Source organism: Brevibacterium sp. 2SA, from assembly GCF_005502845.1.
In the GTDB taxonomy this organism is placed as follows: Bacteria; Actinomycetota; Actinomycetes; order Actinomycetales; family Brevibacteriaceae; genus Brevibacterium.
In genome coordinates this window covers 68,813-87,395 of record NZ_SCMW01000001.1, presented here as the reverse complement: position 1 = coordinate 87,395, position 18,583 = coordinate 68,813, and the positions used below count along the sequence as shown (strand labels likewise).

General features: G+C 69.6%; 17 protein-coding genes. 2 read left to right on the top strand and 15 right to left on the bottom strand.

Features of this window, described 5'->3' with window-relative positions:
• Window positions 1–119: 119 nt before the first annotated feature.
• From nusB to aspS, 13 genes are all read right to left on the bottom strand, one after another.
• On the bottom strand, window positions 120–527 hold the full coding sequence (gene nusB / locus FFS20_RS00385) for a transcription antitermination factor NusB (RefSeq protein WP_137823959.1): 408 nt from the start codon (window positions 525–527) through the stop codon (window positions 120–122).
• A complete protein-coding gene (gene efp / locus FFS20_RS00380) occupies window positions 528–1,088 on the bottom strand; it encodes an elongation factor P (protein ID WP_137823958.1) in 561 nt (186 codons plus the stop codon). It lies immediately after the preceding gene.
• A gap of 129 nt (window positions 1,089–1,217) precedes the next feature.
• A complete protein-coding gene (gene aroB / locus FFS20_RS00375; protein ID WP_137823957.1) occupies window positions 1,218–2,330 on the bottom strand; it encodes a 3-dehydroquinate synthase in 1,113 nt (370 codons plus the stop codon).
• Entirely contained in the window at window positions 2,327–2,950 is a 624-nt protein-coding gene (locus FFS20_RS00370) for a shikimate kinase (protein ID WP_137823956.1), read from the bottom strand. Before FFS20_RS00370 ends, aroB begins: the two co-directional genes overlap by 4 nt.
• Complete coding sequence (aroC, locus tag FFS20_RS00365) at window positions 2,947–4,146, bottom strand: chorismate synthase (protein WP_137823955.1); 1,200 nt, start codon at window positions 4,144–4,146, stop codon at window positions 2,947–2,949. The genes FFS20_RS00370 and aroC overlap by 4 nt, the downstream gene beginning before the upstream one ends.
• Window positions 4,147–4,156: 10 nt before the next feature.
• Window positions 4,157–4,927 carry an A24 family peptidase gene (locus FFS20_RS00360; RefSeq protein WP_137823954.1) on the bottom strand — a complete coding sequence of 257 codons (771 nt, stop codon included), beginning with the start codon at window positions 4,925–4,927 and terminating at the stop codon, window positions 4,157–4,159.
• A 12-nt stretch (window positions 4,928–4,939) separates the two neighbouring features.
• A complete protein-coding gene (locus FFS20_RS18450) occupies window positions 4,940–5,830 on the bottom strand; it encodes a shikimate dehydrogenase (protein WP_137823953.1) in 891 nt (296 codons plus the stop codon).
• The gene (gene mltG / locus FFS20_RS00350; RefSeq protein ID WP_137823952.1) at window positions 5,806–6,933 is read right to left on the bottom strand and encodes an endolytic transglycosylase MltG; all 1,128 of its coding nucleotides are present in this window, start codon (window positions 6,931–6,933) and stop codon (window positions 5,806–5,808) included. Before mltG ends, FFS20_RS18450 begins: the two co-directional genes overlap by 25 nt.
• Before the next feature lie 3 nt (window positions 6,934–6,936).
• A complete protein-coding gene (gene ruvX / locus FFS20_RS00345) occupies window positions 6,937–7,401 on the bottom strand; it encodes a Holliday junction resolvase RuvX (RefSeq protein ID WP_137823951.1) in 465 nt (154 codons plus the stop codon).
• On the bottom strand, window positions 7,398–10,052 hold the full coding sequence (gene alaS / locus FFS20_RS00340; RefSeq protein ID WP_137823950.1) for an alanine--tRNA ligase: 2,655 nt from the start codon (window positions 10,050–10,052) through the stop codon (window positions 7,398–7,400). The genes ruvX and alaS overlap by 4 nt, the downstream gene beginning before the upstream one ends.
• A 167-nt stretch (window positions 10,053–10,219) precedes the next feature.
• Window positions 10,220–10,819, bottom strand: a complete 600-nt coding sequence (gene rpsD / locus FFS20_RS00335) for a 30S ribosomal protein S4 (protein ID WP_137824111.1) — start codon at window positions 10,817–10,819, stop codon at window positions 10,220–10,222.
• Between the two features lie 246 nt (window positions 10,820–11,065).
• Entirely contained in the window at window positions 11,066–12,535 is a 1,470-nt protein-coding gene (locus tag FFS20_RS00330; RefSeq protein ID WP_137824110.1) for a replication-associated recombination protein A, read from the bottom strand.
• 165 nt (window positions 12,536–12,700) lie between these two features.
• Window positions 12,701–14,482, bottom strand: a complete 1,782-nt coding sequence (gene aspS, locus FFS20_RS00325) for an aspartate--tRNA ligase (protein WP_137823949.1) — start codon at window positions 14,480–14,482, stop codon at window positions 12,701–12,703.
• A gap of 101 nt (window positions 14,483–14,583) precedes the next feature.
• On the opposite strand from aspS, the gene FFS20_RS00320 reads away from it, so the two are divergent.
• Window positions 14,584–14,919 (top strand): metalloregulator ArsR/SmtB family transcription factor, encoded by a 336-nt coding sequence (locus tag FFS20_RS00320; protein WP_137823948.1) that lies wholly within the window; start codon window positions 14,584–14,586, stop codon window positions 14,917–14,919.
• A 51-nt stretch (window positions 14,920–14,970) separates the two neighbouring features.
• Here the strand turns inward: FFS20_RS00320 and hisS are convergent, their stop codons facing one another.
• Together hisS and FFS20_RS00310 are read right to left on the bottom strand one after the other, a co-directional pair.
• A complete protein-coding gene (hisS, locus tag FFS20_RS00315; RefSeq protein ID WP_137823947.1) occupies window positions 14,971–16,305 on the bottom strand; it encodes a histidine--tRNA ligase in 1,335 nt (444 codons plus the stop codon).
• A 99-nt stretch (window positions 16,306–16,404) separates the two neighbouring features.
• On the bottom strand, window positions 16,405–17,052 hold the full coding sequence (locus FFS20_RS00310) for an MBL fold metallo-hydrolase (RefSeq protein WP_137823946.1): 648 nt from the start codon (window positions 17,050–17,052) through the stop codon (window positions 16,405–16,407).
• Window positions 17,053–17,159: 107 nt separating this feature from the next.
• Here FFS20_RS00310 and FFS20_RS00305 point away from each other — a divergent pair, with 107 nt between their 5' ends.
• Window positions 17,160–18,512, top strand: coding sequence for a DUF349 domain-containing protein (locus FFS20_RS00305; protein ID WP_137823945.1), 1,353 nt, complete (start codon window positions 17,160–17,162; stop codon window positions 18,510–18,512).
• Window positions 18,513–18,583: the final 71 nt, after the last annotated feature.

The window sequence follows — 18,583 nt, the reverse complement described above, 5'->3', positions numbered from 1 at the left end:
CTGCCCTTCTCCGCCTCTCGGGACGGTGGTTAAAGGAGCGTGGTGTGCTCAGTCTAGCGCGCGCCGGCGCCGGCCTGAGCGGTGGGTCCGCTGCGCCCGGCGGATGCGGGCGCAGCGACTCACGTCAGCGTCGGTTTGACGTCGAGGATGCGCGAGAGCAGACCCGAGACGAAGCCCGGGGAGTCGTCGGTCGAGAACTGCTTCGCGAGCATCTTCGCCTCGTCGATCGCTGCGGTGTCGGGAACCTCGTCGTTGAAGAGGATCTCCCACGTGCCGATCTCGAGCAGCGCCCGGTCGACGGCCGGCATCCGGTCGATCGTCCAGCCCTCCGAGTAGGTGGAGATGATCTCGTCGATCTCCTCGCGGTGGGACTTCACGCCGTCGACGATCTCGACGGCGTAGGCCTTCATCGGGTAGTCGGGGTCGTTCGACCGCATGGCCACGACCTCGTCGATGTCGAGTCCCCGCTGTCCTGCTTCGAAGAGGAGCTCGAGGGCCCGGCGTCGGGCCCGGGTGCGTGCTCCCACTTACTTGACGCGGCCGAGGTAGTCACCCGTGCGGGTGTCGACCTTGATCTTCGTGCCCTCTTCGAGGAAGAGCGGAACCTGGATCTCGTAGCCGGTCTCCAGGGTCGCAGGCTTCGATCCGCCGGTCGAGCGGTCGCCCTGGAGGCCCGGCTCGGTGTGGGAGATCGTCAGCTCGACGGAGGCCGGGAGTTCGACCGACAGCGGGGTGCCGTCGTGGAAGGAGACCTGGAGCTCCTGGTTCTCGAGCATGTAGTTCGCGGCATCGGCGACAAGGCTCGCGGGGATGGTCACCTGGTCGTAGTCCTTGGCGTCCATGAAGACGTAGTCGGAGCCGTCGTGGTAGAGGTACTGCATGTCGCGGCGGTCGACGTTGGCAGTCTCGACCTTCGTGCCGGCGTTGAACGTCTTGTCGATGATCTTGCCGGAGATCACGTGCTTGAGCTTGGTGCGGACGAACGCCGGACCCTTGCCGGGCTTGACGTGCTGGAACTCCAGCACCTGCCACAGCTGGTTGTCGAGGTTGAGCACGAGTCCGTTCTTCAGGTCGTTCGTTGTCGCCACTAATCCGTCCTTCTTCACATCATGCCCCGTACGATGCGGTCGCGTCAGGGGGCGGCGGTTTCGCCAATGAGCGATTCTATCAAGCCCGCACTGTCACTGTCATACGCGCGCAGGGAGCGCGCCCGCCGCTTATGCGCCGGGCCCGAGCAGCCTGCGCGGGGAGTCCTCGCCGATCTCCTGGTACGCGGTGTGGAGGAGGGAGACGTCGGGGATCTCGACGGTCGCGGGCTGGCCGATATCGGTCAGCAGCACCATGCGCAGCATCGACCCGCGGGCCTTCTTGTCCCGCTTCATCGTGTCGAGCAGCTGCGGCCACACGTCGGCACGGTACCCGGTGGGCAGGCCGAGCTTGGTGAGCAGCTCGCGGTGGAGGTCGACGACCTCGGCGGGGAGGTTCTTCACCATCGCCGCGACCTCGGCGGCGAAGACCATGCCGACGGACACGGCCGCGCCGTGGCGCCACTGGTAGCGCTCCTTGTGCTCGATCGCGTGCCCCAGCGTGTGGCCGTAGTTGAGGATCTCGCGGCGCCCGGCCTCCGTGAAGTCGTCGGCGACGACCTCGGCCTTCACGGCGATCGCCCGTTCGATGAGTTCGCGGAGCACGGGCCCGTCGACGTCGGCGATCTCCTCCTTCGTGTGGTCGCGGAGGAGGTCGAGGATGACGGGGTCGGCGATGAAGCCGGCCTTGACGACCTCGGCGAGCCCGGTGAAGAGCTCGTTCTCCGGCAGGGTGGACAGCGTGTCGAGGTCGACGAGGACGCCGGCGGGGGCGTGGAAGGAGCCGACGAGGTTCTTGCCCTCGGCCGTGTTGATCCCGGTCTTCCCGCCGATCGCGGCGTCGACCATGCCGAGGACGGTCGTGGGGATGTGGATGACGCGGATGCCGCGCAGCCACGTCGCGGCGACGAACCCGCCGAGGTCGCTCACCGCTCCCCCGCCGACGGTGACGATCGCGTCGGTGCGGGTGAAGTCGGACTGCCCGAGCACCTGCCAGCAGAAGGCGGCGACCTGAATGTGCTTGGCCTCCTCGGCGTCGGGGATCTCCGCGACGATCGCGTCGAGTCCCGTCGCGCCGAGGTCGTCGCGCACCGCCTCACCCGTCGTGCGCAGGGCGCGGGGGTGGATGACGAGGACCTTCTCGACCTGGGGGCCCAGGAGGTCGGGCAGCTGCCCGAGCAGTCCCTGACCGACGAGCACCGGGTAGCGGCCTCCGGCGTCGACATCGATGGTGGTCACGGTCATGGGGTCTCCTTGGTCTGCTGGTACTTCGCGTAGTCCTCGGCCCGCTGGAGGCCGGTGAGGACGTCGACGATGCGGTTGACGACGGTCGAGGGCGGTGAGTTCGAGGCGTGGACGCGGAACGTCGCCACCTGCTGGTAGAGGGGTTCGCGTTCGGCGACGAGGGCGAGCCAGTTCTCCACCGGGGAGCCCGCCCCGCGCAGCAGCGGCCGGTGCGGGGCGTTGAGCCGCGGGGCCACGGTCTCGGTGTCGATGTCGATGTGGACGACCTTGATCGCGGGGTGGAGCAGCTGCGCGCGGGTCCCGGAGTTGAGGATCGCTCCCCCGCCGAGGGAGACGATCCCGGGGCGGTCGAGGAGCCGGCGCAGCGCCCGGCGCACGACTTCGCGTTCGAGACGGCGGAAGTGGTCCTCACCGCGTTCGACGAAGATGTCGGCGATGACGCCGTGGCGGTCGACGATGTTCGCGTCGGTGTCCGTCAGGGGCAGGCCCAGCCGGTCGGCGAGGAGGCGGCCGATCGTCGACTTCCCCGCCGCCGGCGGCCCGGTGAGCACGATGCGCGAGTGCGCGGCGGGCACCGGTTCGAGCGGTGGAACGGGTTTCGGAAGCGGGTGCTCGGTCATCGTCCGATGCGCAGGTTCTCCGGGATGGCGGCGAGGTAGCCCTCCAGGTTCCGCTTCGTCTCGGCCACGGAGTCGCCGCCGAACTTCTCGACGACCGCCTCGGCGAGGACGAGGGCGACCATCGCCTCGGCGACGACGCCGGCGGCGGGCACGGCGCAGACATCCGAGCGCTGGTGGTTGGCCTTCGCCGGCTCCCCGGTGACGACGTCGACGGTCGACAGGGCGCGGGGCACAGTGGCGATCGGCTTCATCGCCGCGCGCACCCGCAGCGGCTCACCCGTCGACATGCCGCCCTCGGTGCCGCCGGCGCGGTTGCTCGCCCGGTGGTAGCCGGAGGCGCCGACGAGGATCTCGTCGTGGGCGGCCGACCCGGGTCGGGCGGCGGTGAGGAAGCCGTCGCCGACTTCGACGCCCTTGATCGCCTGGACGCCCATGAGGGCGCCGGCGAGGCGGGAGTCGAGGCGGCGGTCCCAGTGGACGTGGGATCCGAGGCCCGGCGGGAGGTCGTAGGCGAGGACCTCGACGACTCCGCCGAGGGTGTCCCCGGCCTTCTTCGCCGCGTCGATCTCCGCGACCATCCGGGTCGAGAGTGCCGGATCGAAGCTGCGGACGGGATCGCCGTCGAGGGTGTCGACGTCACTGGCGCGCGGCAGCGGGGCGTCGGCACCGGGGGCGTTCTCGACACCGCCGATCGCCACCGTGTGGGAGACGAGGGTGATGCCGAGTTCGCCGAGGAACTTCGCGGCCACGGTGCCGAGGGCCACGCGCATCGCCGTCTCCCGGGCCGAGGCGCGTTCGAGGACGGGGCGGGCTTCGTCGAAGCCGTACTTCTGCATGCCGACGATGTCGGCGTGGCCGGGCCGCGGACGGGTGAGCGGGGCGTTGCGGGCCTGGCCGTCGAGGTCGGACTCGTCGATGGCGTCGGCGCTCATCACCGTCTCCCATTTGGGCCATTCGGTGTTGCCGACCTCGATCGCCACCGGCGAACCGAGGGTCTTGGCATGGCGGACGCCGCCGAGGATCCGGACCTCGTCGGCCTCGAACTTCATGCGCGCGCCCCGACCGTAGCCGAGCCTGCGCCTGGCGAGATTGACGCGGATGTCGTCCCTGGTGATGGGGATGTGGGCGGGCAGCCCCTCAATGATCCCGATCAGCGCTTCGCCGTGGGATTCGCCTGCAGTCAGCCATCTCAACATTCCACCGATTCTACAAAACGAACGGTGCGCCCACCGACCCCAGCCACAGACCGGACAGCATCGCGGGACCGAACGGGATCGTCGTCGCCCTCAGGTCGTGGGCGCGCAGGCCCGCGATGAGCGCCCAGGCGCCGGCGATGAGCACGCTGAGCAGGAGGACGACGAGCGGGGCCCACGGGGAGAAGAGCCCGGACACCCCGGCGACGACGAATGCGAGCTTGACGTCGCCGAGTCCCATCGTCGGCTTCCGCACGAGACGTCCGACGAGGTGGATGGCGCCGAAGAGGAGGATGCCGACGACCGCACCGAGGAGGGCGAACCACCACAGCGTCGAGTTCCCGATGAGGATGCCGGTGATGAAGGCGGCGCCGAGGCCGACGATGAGCGGGTAGACGATCCGGTCGGGCAGGCGGCGGATCTGCAGGTCGGTGACGAACAGGACGGGTGTGACGGCCGCCCCGGCGCCGAGGCTGAGGCTCGTCAGCGCGAAGTCGATCCACGTGGGGTGGGGTGGGGTGAGCGTCGTGCCGCTGCCCGGTGCGTGGGCGGTCCATTCCGGTGGGTGGGGAATCGCCTGGTCGATGGGAAAGAGCGCAGCGGCGACCGCGGCGAGGAGAACGGCCGCGGTGATGAGGAGGCTCGGCCGGAAGGCGCGGGAGCCGGTGAGCGCGGCGAAATCGGCGTCGTCGGCGAGCCAGCGGGCGGGAGTGGCGACGAGGAGGGCGGCGAGGCCGCCGGCGATGACCGCGGTGAGGGCGATGAAGAGCAGGTGCGTCCCCATGTGCGATCCCGGTCAGGCCCTCGCGGCCGCGCCGTGCATCGCCTGGGCCACCGTCATCAGCTGCGCCGCGGTGAGCGGAGTGCCGGCGGCCGCGGCGAAGAAGAGGGCGAACTGGGCGACGGCCTGCTCGACGAGCATCGCGATGCCCGGGACCGGTGTGAAGCCGTGGGCGGCGGCGTCGCGCAGCAGCGTCGAGTCAGCGGCGTAGGCGACGTCGAGGGCGACCCCCGGACCGGCGGGCCAGGTCAGCGCGGGGGCCGCCTCGGCGGGAAGGGTCGAGACGACGATCGCCGAGGGCGCGATCGTCGTCAGCGGTCCGGTGCCCGCGCGCATCCCCAGCCGGTCGGCCAGCTCGAGGACGGCGGCGGCCCGGGCGGGGCTGCGGACGAGGATGTCGACCTCGGTGACGCCGAGGCGGTGGCACGCGAGCAGGGCCGACCGGGCGGTGGCCCCGGCCCCGAGGATCGTCGCCCGCCCGGATCCGGCCGCCCGCCCGCTCCCGACCGCCTCGGTGTCGGCGAGGACGGGGGTGAGCGCGCGGACGATGCCGTCGACGTCGGTGTTCGCCACCGTCGTCGCGGCCTCGGCACGGACGAGGGTGTTCGCGACCCCGGTCTCCTCCGCGGTGTCGTCGAGGACCCAGTCGCGCTCCCGAGCGAGTTCGACGAGGCGCTCCTTGAGCGGCATCGTCAGGGAGAACCCGGTGTGGTCGGGGTGGGCGTCGAGGAAGGCGGTGAGGTCGTCGGCGCCGATCTCGGCGCGCTCGTAGCTGCTGTCGGTGAGACCGAGCGCGGCGAACGCCGCGGCGTGGAGTGCCGGTGACTGCGAGTGCGCGATCGGGCGTCCGAGGACGGCGGCGCGGATGGGCGCGCCCGCCGCTATCCCCCGTTCTCCCGCAGCCATGCGCGGTACTCCTCGACGTTCTTCTGGTGGTCGGCATACGTGTCGGCGAACTTCGTCTCGCCGGTGTCGGGGTTGACGGCGACGAAGAACTGCCAGGAACCGTCGGCCGGGTTGAGGGCCGCGTCGACGGCTCCGGCGCTCGGGGAGTTGATCGGTCCCGGGGGCAGGCCCTTGGCCTTGTACGTGTTGTAGGGACTGTCGGAGCTGCGCTCCTCGGCCGTCGTCGTGAGGTCGGCGCGGGCACCGAAGATGTAGGCGACGGTCGCATCGGACTGGAGGAGCTGACCGGTCTGCGACTGATCGGAGATCCGATTGAGGAAGACGCGGGCGACCTTCTTCCGCGTCTCCTCGTCACCCGGCGATTCGATCTCGACGAGGCTGGCGAGAGTGAGGACGCGGTTGGCGTCGGCGTTGTCGATGCCGGCGGTGTCGAGTTCGAGCTTGGTCTTGTCGACCATCTCCTGGACGATCATCTCCGCGGTCTTGCCCGCCCCCACCTCGTAGGTGGCCGGGTAGAGGTAGCCTTCGAGGCTCGGGGCCTCGACGTCGAGGTCGTAGTCTGCGGGCTTCTTGTCGTCGATGGCCTTGTCGACCTCTTCGGCCTTCATGCCCGATTCGATCATCGTCGCCTTGATCTGCTCGATCTTCCGGCCCTCGGCGATCGTCATCGTCGGCGGTTTGATCGGATTGATGAACGCGTCGACGGCGGCCGCCGAACTCATCTGCTCGCGCATGACGACGGGGCCGGCCTGGATCGTGAGGTTGCGGCGTTCGACCTCTTTGAGGAAGGGCTTGGAGTCCTTGATGACGCCCTCTTCGACGAGCTGGTTGGCCACCGACCGCGCCGAGGCGCCCGGTGGGATCTCGAGGGAGACCTCGGTCGTGCCGTTGCCCTCGTAGTCGGAGCCGCCGCCGAAGAGGTCGTCGACGACGCCCCCGGCTGCGCGCAACCCGAAGAAGCCGCCGAGGCCGAAGACGAGGACGCAGACGACGACGATGACCGTCGTGCGCCGCTTGCGCATCATCCGCCGCCGCTTCTTCGCTTTGATCTCGGACCGGGACAGTCCTTCGTCGTCCGAGAACTCACCGGGGAACGGAATCATTGCTCACTCTCCTGTGTGGGGCAGCTCGCGGCCTGCGGGCATGCCCGTGTTGCGTTCGGATTCGAGCGCATTCTGCAGAATGATGACCGCCGCCTGGGCGTCGACGATCTCCCGGCGCTGGCGGGAGTTCTTTCCCGCTGCGGCCAGGGCGCTGTGGGCTTCGACGGTGCTGAAGCGTTCGTCGACGAGGCGGATGGGCACCCCGGCGTCGATCTTCACCGCGAAGTCGAGGGCGGCGTCGGCGGCCGCCCGCGCGGTGCCGTCGAGGGACTTGGGATCCCCGACGAGGAGTTCGATGGGCTCGTATTCGGCGATGATCTCCCGCAGCTGGCGCAGCGCCGCCGGTTCGTCGGTGCGGCGGACCACGGTCAGCGGAGTCGCGAGGATGCCCTCGGGGTCGCAGGCGGCGACCCCGATGCGCACCGAGCCGATGTCGAGACCCAGTCGGCGCCCCCTCCGGAGTGTCACGTGAGCTCCGCCTTGACCGCGCTGATCGCCGCGGGGATCTGTGCGGGGTCGCTGCCGCCGCCCTGCGCGAGGTCGGGCTTGCCGCCGCCTCCGCCGCCGAGCGTCGAGCTCGCCAGCGACACGAGCTTGCCGGCCTGGTTGCCGGCCTGGCGTGCCGCCTCGGTGGTGGCGATGACGACGACGGGCTTGCCGCCGGAGACGCCGATGCCGAGGACGACGGCGGAGCGGTCGGAGACGCGGGCGCGCAGGTCGGTGACGATCGTGCGGACGTCCCCGCCGTTGGCGACCTCACCGAGGTCGGCGACGACGAAGAGGGTCTGCCCGACCGTTTCGGCGCCCTCGAGGAAGCGGCCGGCCTGGGCGAGCAGCTGCTGCGAGTGGAGGCGGGCGATCTCCTTCTCCGCGTCCCGGAGCCTGACCATGAGCTCGGAGACCCGGTCCTTGACGTCGGTGCCGGGGACCTTGAGCATCTCGGACAGGGAGGACACGATCGTGCGCTCGGCGGCCAGGGAGCGGAAGGCGTCCATGCCGACGGCGGCTTCGATGCGGCGCACCCCGGAGCCGACGGAGGCCTCGGAGAGCACGGAGATCGGTCCGACCTCCGCCGAGGCGGCCACGTGCGTGCCGCCGCACAGCTCACGGGAGAACGGTCCGCCGATGTCGACGACGCGGACGATGTTCGGGTACTTCTCGCCGAAGAGGGCCATCGCCCCGGAGCGCTTGGCCTCCTCGAACGGGAGGTACTCGGTGCCGACGTCGTAGTTCGAGCGCACGGCGAGGTTCGCGACGTCTTCGATCTCGTCGCGCATCTGCGCGCTCGGGGCCTCCGGGAAGGAGTAGTCGAAGCGCATGTAACCGGGCTGGTTCATCGACCCGGCCTGGACGGCGTGGGTGCCGAGGATCTCCCGCAGCGCGGCGTGGACGAGGTGGGTGGCCGTATGGGCCTGGGAGCCCTGGAAGCGGTGCTCGTGGTCCACCTCGGCGAGGACGTCGGCGCCGACGGGGATCTCCCCGTCGATGACCTCGATGCGGTGGGCGGCGAGTCCCTTGAGCGGGTTCTGGACGTCGAGGACGCGGGCGGTGAAGCCGTCGCCCTTGATGAGGCCGACGTCGGCGCGCTGGCCGCCGGATTCGGCATAGAACGGAGTGAGGTCGAGGACGAGGTCGCCGGTCTGTCCGGTGGTGAGCACGTCCTGGGCCTGACCGTCGACGACGATGCCGCGGATCCGGGAGTCGGCTTCGAGCGCGTCGTAGCCGACGAATTCGCTCTGCCCCTCGTCGAGCAGCGCGGAGTAGGCGGTGAGGTCGGTGTGGCCGCCGCCCTTCTTCGCCTTCGCGTCGGCCTTCGCACGGGTGCGCTGTTCGGCCATGAGGGAGCGGAAGCCCTCCTCGTCGACGCTGACACCGTGTTCGGCGGCCATTTCGAGGGTGAGGTCGATCGGGAAGCCGTGGGTGTCGTGGAGGGTGAAGGCGACGTCTCCGCTGATCGTCTTGTCGGAGCCGTCGAGCTTCTCGTACGCGGTCTCGAAGAGCTGGGTGCCCGATTCGAGGGTGCGCAGGAACGCCTTCTCCTCGGCGTAGGCGATGCGCGAGATCCGGTCGAAGTCGGTCTCGAGCTCCGGATAGGAGTGCTTCATCGCGTTCATCGACACGGGCAGGAGGGAGGGCATGACCTCGGTGGTGACGCCGAGCAGTCGCATGGCCCGCACGGCCCGGCGGATGAGGCGGCGGAGGATGTAGCCGCGGCCCTCGTTGCCGGGGCGCACGCCGTCGCCGATGATCATCAGGGCGGAGCGGACGTGGTCGGCGACGACGCGCATCTGCACGTCGGAGTGGTGGTCGGCGCCGTACTCGTGGCCGGACAGCCGGCTCGCCTCGGCGATGACGGGGAAGACCTCGTCGATCTCGTACATGTTCTCGACGTCCTGGAGGAGGAACGCGACGCGTTCGAGCCCCATGCCGGTGTCGATGTTCTTCGCGGGCAGTTCGCCGGCGATGTCGAAGTCGACCTTCGAGCGGACCTCGGAGAGCTCGAACTCCATGAACACGAGGTTCCAGATCTCGATGTAGCGGTCCTCGTCGGCTTCGGGTCCGCCTTCGGCACCGTAGGCGGCACCGCGGTCGAAGTAGATCTCCGAGCAGTAGCCGCCGGGTCCGGGCTGTCCGGTGTGCCAGAAGTTGTCCTCGTTGCCGCGCAGCTGGATGCGCTCGCGCGGGATCGAGGTCTCCTCGAGCCAGAGGTCGATCGTCTCGAGGTCGTCCTCGTGGACGGTGGCCCAGAGCAGGTCGGGGTCGAAGCCGAGTCCGCCGTCCTCGGTGGGCTCGGTGAGCAGGCCCCAGGCGTAGCGGATGGCTTCGCGCTTGAAGTAGTCGCCGAAGGAGAAGTTGCCGTTCATCTGGAAGAACGTGCCGTGGCGGGTCGTCTTTCCGACCTCTTCGATGTCGGCGGTGCGCACGCACTTCTGCACGCTCGTGGCGCGGAGGAAGGGCGCGGGCTCACGGCCGGTGAGGTACGGGATGAACTGCACCATGCCGGCGATGTTGAAGAGGATCGAGGGATCGGAGCTGATGACCGACGCCGAGGGCACGACCACATGTCCGTTCGCCTCGAAGTAGTCGAGCCAGCGCTTCTTGATCTCTGCCGTCTTCATCCATGGCCTTTCAGGTGTTGCGTCTGCAAGGGGTGCGGTGCGCACCCGTTCCACACTAGTTTAATTGCTCACCAGTCGAGATGGTGATGGCCTGCGAGTCGTCGAACCCGCAGATGAATGCACGACTGCCCGGAACGCGGGCGTTCCGGGCAGTCGGGCGAGGTGGCTCAGCGCGAGTAGAACTCGACGACGAGCTGCACGTCAGCGGTGATGGGGACCTCTTCGCGCTTGGGGCGGCGCAGGAGGGTGGCCTGCAGGCCCTCAAGGTTGACGTCGAGGTAGCCCGGGACTGCCGGAAGAACGTCCTTGTGTCCGCCTGCCGCGGCGACCTGGAACGGATCCATGTCGGCGCTCTTCGGGTGGACCTGGATGGTCTGGCCTTCCTTGACGCGGAACGACGGGCGATCCACGCGCTGGCCGTCGACCGTGATGTGACGGTGGACGACGAACTGGCGAGCCTGAGCGATCGTGCGGGCGAAGCCGGCACGGAGGACGAGGGCGTCGAGACGCATCTCGAGGAGCTCGACGAGGTTCTCACCGGTCAGACCTTCGAGGCGCTTGGCCTCCTTGTAGGTCTTGAGCATCTGGGCCTCGCGGATGCCGTACTGGGCGCGCAGACGCTGCTTCTCCTTGAGGCGGACCGAGTAGTCGCTGTCGTTGCGGCGACGGGCGCGGCCGTGCTCGCCCGGAGGGTAGGGGCGGCGCTCGAAGTACTTCTCAGCCTTCGGGGTCAGCGGCAGGCCGAGGGCGCGCGAGAGGCGGGCCATCCGGCGGTTACGTGCTGGTGCTGGCACTGGGTTACCTTTCGTGGGTGCGGGTCGTCCCGGCAGGCATCGAAGTCCTCGCCCTGATCGGAACCGTTGTTTCCCCGGGTGGGAAAGAGGGATTGAGCGTCGAGAACCGCTCGCACCGACCGCCTTTACATATGAGGCACAACAGCTGACCATCTTAGCCGAGTTCGCACCCCTCCCGCAACGCGGACGGAGGCGCTGCGACGCGGATCACGCGGAGGGTCAGTTCCCGCGGAGGATCGTGCGGATCGTGGCCAGCCGCTCCTCGATGGTGCGCTCGAGGCCGTTGCCCGAGGGCGTGTAGTACTCCGTGCCCTTGAGCGTCTCAGGCAGGTGCTCCTGCGGCGCGACGCCGTGGGGGTAGTTGTGGGCGTACATGTAGTCCTTGCCGTGACCGAGTGCCTTCGCTCCCGGATAGTGCGCGTCGCGCAGATGGTTGGGGACCTCACCGGACTTCCCGGCTCGGACATCGGCGATCGCCGCGTCAAGCGCCTTGTAGCTCGCATTCGACTTCGGGGCCATCGCCAGGTAGGTGACCGCCTCGGCGAGAGGGATCCGACCTTCGGGCATCCCGATGTTCTGCACCGCCGTCGAGGCGGCCACGGCGATCGGCAGCGCCTGCGGATCGGCCATCCCGATGTCCTCGGCCGCGGAGATGACGACGCGGCGGGCGATGAATCGCGGATCCTCACCAGCGACGATCATCCGCGCGAGGTAGTGGAGGGCGGCGTCGACGTCGGAGCCGCGGATCGACTTGATGAACGCGGAGATGACGTCGTAGTGCTGGTCGCCGTCCCGGTCGTAGCGGAGCACGGTCTCGCTGCTCGCTTCGGCCACGGCCTCCTCGGTGATGAGGATCGGACTCGCATCGTCGGCCGCGCTCTCCGCAGATGCGGCGGCCTCGGACGCGCCCTCCCCGGACGCAGCTTCCCCGGACTCGTCGCCCGCGTCGCCAGCGCGTGCCGCGTTACTCTCGTCGGCCGTGTCACTCTCGCCGGGCTCGCTTTCGCCCGCCTTCTCATCGCCCGCCTGCTCCACGTCAGCACCGCCCTGCTCGGCGGCCTGGGCCGCGGCGATCCCGGCCGCGGCCTCGAGAAGGGTGAGCGAGCGCCTGGCATCAGCCCCGGAGATGCGGACGATGAAGTCCTTCGCCTCGGGGTCGAGGGCGAACTGTCCGGCCAGTCCCCGCTCGCTGGCGATCGCGCGCTCGAGGAGCTGCGCGATCGCCGCGTCGTCGAGCGGGCGCAGCGTGAGCATGAGCGACCGGGAGAGCAGCGGCGAGATGATCGAGAACGACGGGTTCTCCGTCGTCGCCGCGACGAGGACGACGAGCCGGTTCTCCACCGCCGGCAGCAGCGCGTCCTGCTGCGCCTTGGAGAACCGGTGGATCTCGTCGAGGAAGAGCACGGTCGTGCGTCCGTACATCTCGCGTTCGCGGCGGGCGTTCTCGATGACCTGCCGGACGTCCTTGACTCCGGCCGTGATCGCCGAGAGCTCGACGAACCGACGGCCAGGGGCATGCGAGATGACATGCGCGAGCGTCGTCTTGCCGACTCCGGGAGGACCCCAGAGGATCACCGAGGAGGCCCCGGCCCGGTCTCCCCCGCTCGCTTCGACGAGCTGGTTGAGCGGGGACCCGGGGAACGTCAGATGGTCCTGGCCAACGACCTCGGCGATGGTGCGCGGACGCATCCGCACCGCGAGCGGATCGAGCGCCCGCCCCTGACCGGGCTCGAACGCACCGGTGCCCGGACCGGGATCGTCCCGGTCCGGGTCGGAGAAGAGGTCGGGCCCGTCGGTCACCGCGAACCCTCGATCATCGGGCTGCCTGGGTCACTGCATCACGCGATCACTGCATCACGCGTCGGCGTCAGCGTCCGGGTCGAAGTCGACGCCCGCCTCGGCGCGCTGCGCCTCGGTGATGGGGGCCGGAGCCTGCGTGAGCGGATCGTAGCCGCCGCCGGACTTCGGGAACGCAATGACCTCGCGGATCGACTCGACCCCGGCGAGCAGGGACACGATGCGGTCCCAGCCGAAGGCGATGCCGCCGTGCGGGGGCGCCCCGAACTTGAAGGCCTCGAGGAGGAAGCCGAACTTCTCCTGCGCCTCCTTCTCGGAGATGCCCATGATCTCGAAGACGCGCTCCTGGACGGCGCGCTGGTGGATGCGGATCGAACCGCCGCCGATCTCGTTGCCGTTGCAGACGATGTCGTAGGCGTAGGCCAGCGCCGCCCCCGGATCGGATTCGAGGGAGTCGAGGAACTCCGGCTTCGGGGCGGTGAAGGCGTGGTGGACGGCCGTCCACTGGCCTTCGCCGACGGCGACGTCACCGGCGGCCTGGGCGTCGGCGGCGGATTCGAAGAGCGGTGCGTCGACGACCCAGACGAACGCCCAGTCGCCGTCCTTGATCAGACCGGTGCGCTCGGCGATCTCGCGGCGCGCGGCGCCGAGGAGGGCCCGCGAGCTGCCGGCATCGCCGGCGGCGAAGAAGATCGCATCGCCGGGGTTCGCTCCGGCGGCCTCGACGAGTCCGGCCTTCTCCTCATCGGAGATGTTCTTCGCGACGGGACCGGTCAGCGTGCCGTCCTCGGCGACGAGGACGTAGGCGAGGCCCTTCGCGCCGCGCTGTTTGGCCCAGTCCTGCCACGCGTCGAGCTGACGTCGCGGCAGCGAGCCGCCGCCGGGGTAGACGACGGAGCCGACGTAGGCGGACTGGAAGACGCGGAACGGGGTCTCGGAGAAGAACTCGGTGAGGTTCGTCAGTTCGAGGCCGAAGCGCAGGTCGGGCTTGTCCGACCCGAAGCGCTCCATCGCCTCGTGGTACGTGATGTGCGGGATCGGCGTCTCGATGTCATAGCCGATGAGCTTCCACAGGGCGACGAGGATCTCCTCGGCCAGGGCGATGACATCGGCCTGCTCGACGAACGAGGCCTCGATGTCGAGCTGCGTGAACTCCGGCTGCCGGTCGGCGCGGAAGTCCTCGTCACGGTAGCAGCGGGCGATCTGGTAGTAGCGCTCCATGCCGGCGACCTGGAGGAGCTGCTTGAACAGCTGCGGCGACTGCGGCAGGGCGTACCACGAACCGGGCTGAAGGCGGGCCGGGACGAGGAAGTCACGGGCGCCCTCGGGCGTCGACTTCGTCAGCGTCGGAGTCTCGATCTCGACGAAGCCGTGCTCGTCGAGGACTCCGCGGGCGGCCTTGTTGACCGCCGAGCGCAGCCGCATCGCATGCGCCGGACCCGACCGGCGCAGGTCGAGGTAGCGGTACTTCAGGCGGGTCTCCTCACCGACGGTGCCGGCATCCTCGGCGTGGTCGGAGACCTGGAACGGCAGCGGGGCCGCCTCGGCGAGGATCTCGACACTCGTGTCGACGATCTCGATCTCACCGGTGGGCAGGTTGGGGTTCTGGTTGCCCTCGGGGCGCAGGGCCACGGTGCCGGTGACCTTGACGACGGTCTCGTTGCGCAGCGCGTGCGCGTCGTCCTCGCGGACGACGACCTGGACGATTCCCGAAGCATCCCGCAGATCGATGAAGGCGACACCTCCATGATCGCGACGGCGATCGACCCACCCGGCGAGGGTGACGGTCTCTCCTGCGTTGGCGGCACGCAGGCTTCCGGTTTCGTGGCTTCGCAGCACTGATGGGCTCCTTTACGATGGTGATGCGGGGAGTGCGTGACCAATGATAGTCGCTCGAACACCCTACCCCCGCACGCGTACAGCGCGGACAGAGAGGACCCATGGACGCCACGGAGACCGACCCGACGCCCACCTCGGCGCAGGTCGAGGTCGCTGCCGAGACGTTCCGCATGCTCTCGCAGGCGACCCGGCTGCGGGTCGTGTGGACGCTCGTGCACCAGGAGCTCGACGTCTCCTCCCTCGCCGAGGCGATCGGGGCGACCGTGCCCGCCGTCAGCCAGCATCTCGCCAAGCTCCGGTTGGCCGGGCTCATCTCCTCCCGCCGTGAGGGTCGGCGGATCTTCTACACCGTCGACGACCCGCACGTCGTGTCGATGGTCCGGGAGATGTTCGAGCACATCGCCCCCGACGGGTCGCTCGCCCCGGATCCCGCCTAGGCGCGCTCACTGTCCGGCGCGCGCCTCCGCGAACGGTCCGGTGCGCACGCCCTACGCCCCGGTCACGCGGGGTCGGAGATCCTCGGCCGGCGGCTCCCACGTCTGCGGGTCGGCCGGGGTCTGCTCACCGGAGCGGATGTCCTTGACCTCGTGGCCGGCCTCGCCGTCGGTGAACCACACGAAGGGGATGTCCCGGCGTTCGGCATAGCGGATCTGACGGCCGAACTTCGCCGCACTCGGGGAGACCTCGCAGGCGATGTCGCGGGCGCGCAGAGCCGCCGCGACGGCGTCGGCCTCACCGCGGCGCGCCTCGTCGGTGACGGCGATGACGACGGCCGAAGGGGTGCCCCGAGTCGCGGAGATGCCGCTGTCCTCACCGAGGACGAAGGCCATGAGCCGGGAGATGCCGATCGACATGCCCACCCCCGGGTAGGTCTTCTTTCCCACCGTCGCGAGTGAGTCGTAGCGTCCGCCCGAGGCGACGGAGCCGAGCTCCTCGTGGCCGACGAGCTGCGTCTCGTAGACGGCACCCGTGTAGTAGTCGAGTCCGCGCGCGATCTTCAGCTGCGCGACGAGGACGCCGGGGGCGCGCTCGGCCGCCGCGGCGAGCATCGTCGTCAGTGCTTCGAGCCCTTCGTCGAGGAGCGGGTGGCTCACGCCGAGGGCGCGGATCTCGTCGGCGAAGTCGGGCGAATCGGATTCGATCGCGGCCAGCGCCAGGCACAGCTGCTGCTGGCGCTCATCGGCACCGGCGTCGGCGGCGAGCAGCTTCGCGACCTCCTCGGGCCCGATCTTGTCGTACTTGTCGAGGCTGCGCAGCACGGCGGGGATGTCGGTCAGCCCGATCCCCCGGGCGAAGCCCTCGAGGAGGCGACGGTCGTTGACGACGATGCGGATCGGCGGGACGCCGAGCGGGGCGAGACGGGCGAAGGCATCGGCGATGGCGAGCGGGATCTCGACCTCGAAGTGTCCGGGCAGCTCGCCGTCGGCGATGATGTCGATGTCGGCCTGGATGAACTCGCGGTAGCGGCCCTGCTGCGGACGCTCCCCGCGCCACACGGGCTGGATGCGGGTGGCGCGGAACGGGAAGCTCAGCGCGTTCGCGTTCTCCGTGACGAAGCGGGCCAGGGGCACCGTGAGGTCGAAGTGGAGGCCGAGCGGGTTGCGCTCGGTGCCCTCGGAGTGGAGACGGGAGACCGCGAAGATCTCCTTGTCGATCTCCCCGTCCTTCGCGAGCTGGCTCAGGGGTTCGACGGCGCGGTGGTGGAGGGCGGAGAAGCCGTGGAGGGCGAAGGTGTGGTCGAGGATGTCGATGATGCGCTTCTCGATCACGCGCTCGGCCGGGAGCCGTTCCGGGAATCCGGACAGACGGGCTGACTTCGCCATGGTTCTCCTTGCTGTGGGTGGTGCGGGGTGTGCTGTGAGTGGTGCGCTGAGGCCGCTGAGGTGCGGGGTCGACGCCGCGGTGTGCGATTGCCGCGCGGGTCAGAGGAACGGGTTCGTCCGCAGCTCGTGACTGACCCGGGAGGCCGGACCGTGTCCAGGATAGATGGGAACGTCGGGCAGGGTCGCAAACGCCCGCAGCGTGTCCGCCATCGCCGCGGCGTCCCCGCCGGGCAGGTCGATGCGGCCGATCGCGCCCGCGAAGACGACGTCACCGGTGAAGATGACCTCCTCCCCGTCGGCGCTGACGGACAGCAGCGTCGAGCCCTCGGTGTGGCCAGGGGCGGGAATCGCGGTAACGGTGAGGCCGGCGACGGTGACGACGGTGCCCGCATTGAGGGGGACCACCTCGGCGGGGGCCTGCCATCCTTCGAGCAGCGGAGCGATCATCTGCGCGAACTGCGGGCCCAGCGTCTCCCCCGGTGCGCTGACCCGGTAATGGTCGGGTTCGCCGAGGTGGACGGGCACGTCCCAGCGGCCGAGCAGCGAGGGCAGCCCGAGGATGTGGTCGGGATGTCCGTGGGTGAGGAAGATCGCGACGGGGTTGAGTCCCTCGGCAGCGGCGAGCTCGGCGAGCTCGGGCCCGGCGTCGTAGCCGGCATCGATGAGGATGCAGTCGCTCTCCCCCTCCGCCCGGACGGCGTAGCAGTTGACATCGAGGAATTCGGCGCGCGTCGTGAAGACATCCATGGCCAAAGTCTAACGAGAGGTGACGTGGTGGTTATGCTGGGATAACCCCAGCAGATCGAGTGATCGGCGCCAGTGCCGGTTCGACCGATGAAGAATAGGTGAGAAACATGTCGACCCCGACTCCGAAGCCGACTCCCCGTCCCTCAGCCGTGCCGCGTCCGCAGGCAGCGCAGCCGGTGGCCGGCAGCACGGTTGACCATGACGCCGAGGTGGCGCGCGCGGTCACGCACGGTCGCGCCGACGAGCAGGGCACCGTCTTCGTCATCACCGCCGATGGCGAACGCGAGGTCGGCCAGTACCCGGATGCGACCGGCGAGGAGGCCATCGAGTACTTCGCGAAGAAGTACGTCGAACTCCTCGAACACGCCGCTCACCTGCGCAGCCGCCTCTCCGCCGGAGCACCGGGCCGCGAGGTGACGCACGCGGCGACGACGCTACGGGAGTCGCTTTCCGAGGCCAACGTCGTCGGCGACCTCAAGGGACTCGGCGCCACTCTCGACACCCTCATCTCCGATGCGAAGGCGACGGAGTCGAAGCAGGCGGCCCGCACCGAGGCGGCCAAGCTCGAAGCCGCGCAGAAGCGCGAGGAGCTCGTCGTCGAGGCCGAGAGCCTCGCCGGCAAGGACCCGGACAAGATCCAGTGGAAGGTCTCCGGCGCCCGCCTGCGGGAGCTCTTCGCGCAGTGGAAGGACATGCAGCGCAGCGGGCCGCGCCTGCCGCGCTCGGTCGACCAGGAGCTGTGGGGCCGGTTCTCGCAGGCGCGGAACACGTTCGAGCGCAAGCGCAAGGACTTCTTCGCCGAACTCGACAAGCACAACTCCGAGGGCAAGCGGATCAAGGAGAAGATCGTCGCCGAGGCGGAGGCCCTGTCCGGCTCGACCGATTTCCGCACCGTGTCCCAGAAGTACAAGGACCTCATGAGCCAGTGGAAGCGCGCGCCGCGGGCCTCCCGCAAGGACGACGACGCGCTCTGGGCGCGCTTCCGGGCCGCGCAGGACGTCTTCTTCGCCGCCCGCGATGCCGAGAACGCCGCCCTCGACGAGGAGTTCAAGGGCAACCTCGTCGTCAAGGAGGAGCTGCTGAAGAAGGCGCAGGCGCTGCTGCCGATCACCGATCCGACGGCCGCGAAGCGTGAGCTGCGGGTCATCCAGGACGAGTGGGAGGAGGCCGGGAAGGTTCCCCGCGCCGATGTCTCCCGCATGGAGAACGGTCTGCGCGAGGTCGAGCGGGCTCTGGCCGAGGCCGAGGACGCCGCGTGGAAGCGCAGCAACCCGGAGACGAAGGCGCGGACTTCGGGGGCGCTGAGCCAGCTCGACGAGTCGATCGCCGAACTCGAGGCAGCGCTGGAGAAGGCGAAGGCCGGCGGCGATGAGAAGGCCGTGGCCGATGCGCAGGCGGCCCTCGATGCCCGCCGGGCGTGGCGCGATCAGCTCGCGCAGACGGCCGCCGAACTCGACTGACGCCGAACTCGACTGACAGAGCTTCGGCGGTTATCCACAGGCGATGCCGCCGCCGGCCGGTTATCCACAGG

Excerpts from the sequence above, each read along its gene's own strand:
- aroB (WP_137823957.1), bottom strand. The coding sequence starts at position 2,330 with ATGACCGTGACCACCATCGATGTCGACGCCGGAGGCCGCTACCCGGTG.
- FFS20_RS00370 (WP_137823956.1), bottom strand. The coding sequence starts at position 2,950 with ATGACCGAGCACCCGCTTCCGAAACCCGTTCCACCGCTCGAACCGGTG.
- aroC (WP_137823955.1), bottom strand. The coding sequence starts at position 4,146 with ATGTTGAGATGGCTGACTGCAGGCGAATCCCACGGCGAAGCGCTGATC.
- FFS20_RS00360 (WP_137823954.1), bottom strand. The coding sequence starts at position 4,927 with ATGGGGACGCACCTGCTCTTCATCGCCCTCACCGCGGTCATCGCCGGC.
- FFS20_RS18450 (WP_137823953.1), bottom strand. The coding sequence starts at position 5,830 with ATGGCTGCGGGAGAACGGGGGATAGCGGCGGGCGCGCCCATCCGCGCC.
- mltG (WP_137823952.1), bottom strand. The coding sequence starts at position 6,933 with ATGATTCCGTTCCCCGGTGAGTTCTCGGACGACGAAGGACTGTCCCGG.
- alaS (WP_137823950.1), bottom strand. The coding sequence starts at position 10,052 with ATGAAGACGGCAGAGATCAAGAAGCGCTGGCTCGACTACTTCGAGGCG.
- rpsD (WP_137824111.1), bottom strand. The coding sequence starts at position 10,819 with ATGGCCCGCCTCTCGCGCGCCCTCGGCCTGCCGCTGACCCCGAAGGCT.
- FFS20_RS00330 (WP_137824110.1), bottom strand. The coding sequence starts at position 12,535 with ATGCGTCCGCGCACCATCGCCGAGGTCGTTGGCCAGGACCATCTGACG.
- FFS20_RS00320 (WP_137823948.1), top strand. The coding sequence starts at position 14,584 with ATGGACGCCACGGAGACCGACCCGACGCCCACCTCGGCGCAGGTCGAG.
- hisS (WP_137823947.1), bottom strand. The coding sequence starts at position 16,305 with ATGGCGAAGTCAGCCCGTCTGTCCGGATTCCCGGAACGGCTCCCGGCC.
- FFS20_RS00310 (WP_137823946.1), bottom strand. The coding sequence starts at position 17,052 with ATGGATGTCTTCACGACGCGCGCCGAATTCCTCGATGTCAACTGCTAC.
- FFS20_RS00305 (WP_137823945.1), top strand. The coding sequence starts at position 17,160 with ATGTCGACCCCGACTCCGAAGCCGACTCCCCGTCCCTCAGCCGTGCCG.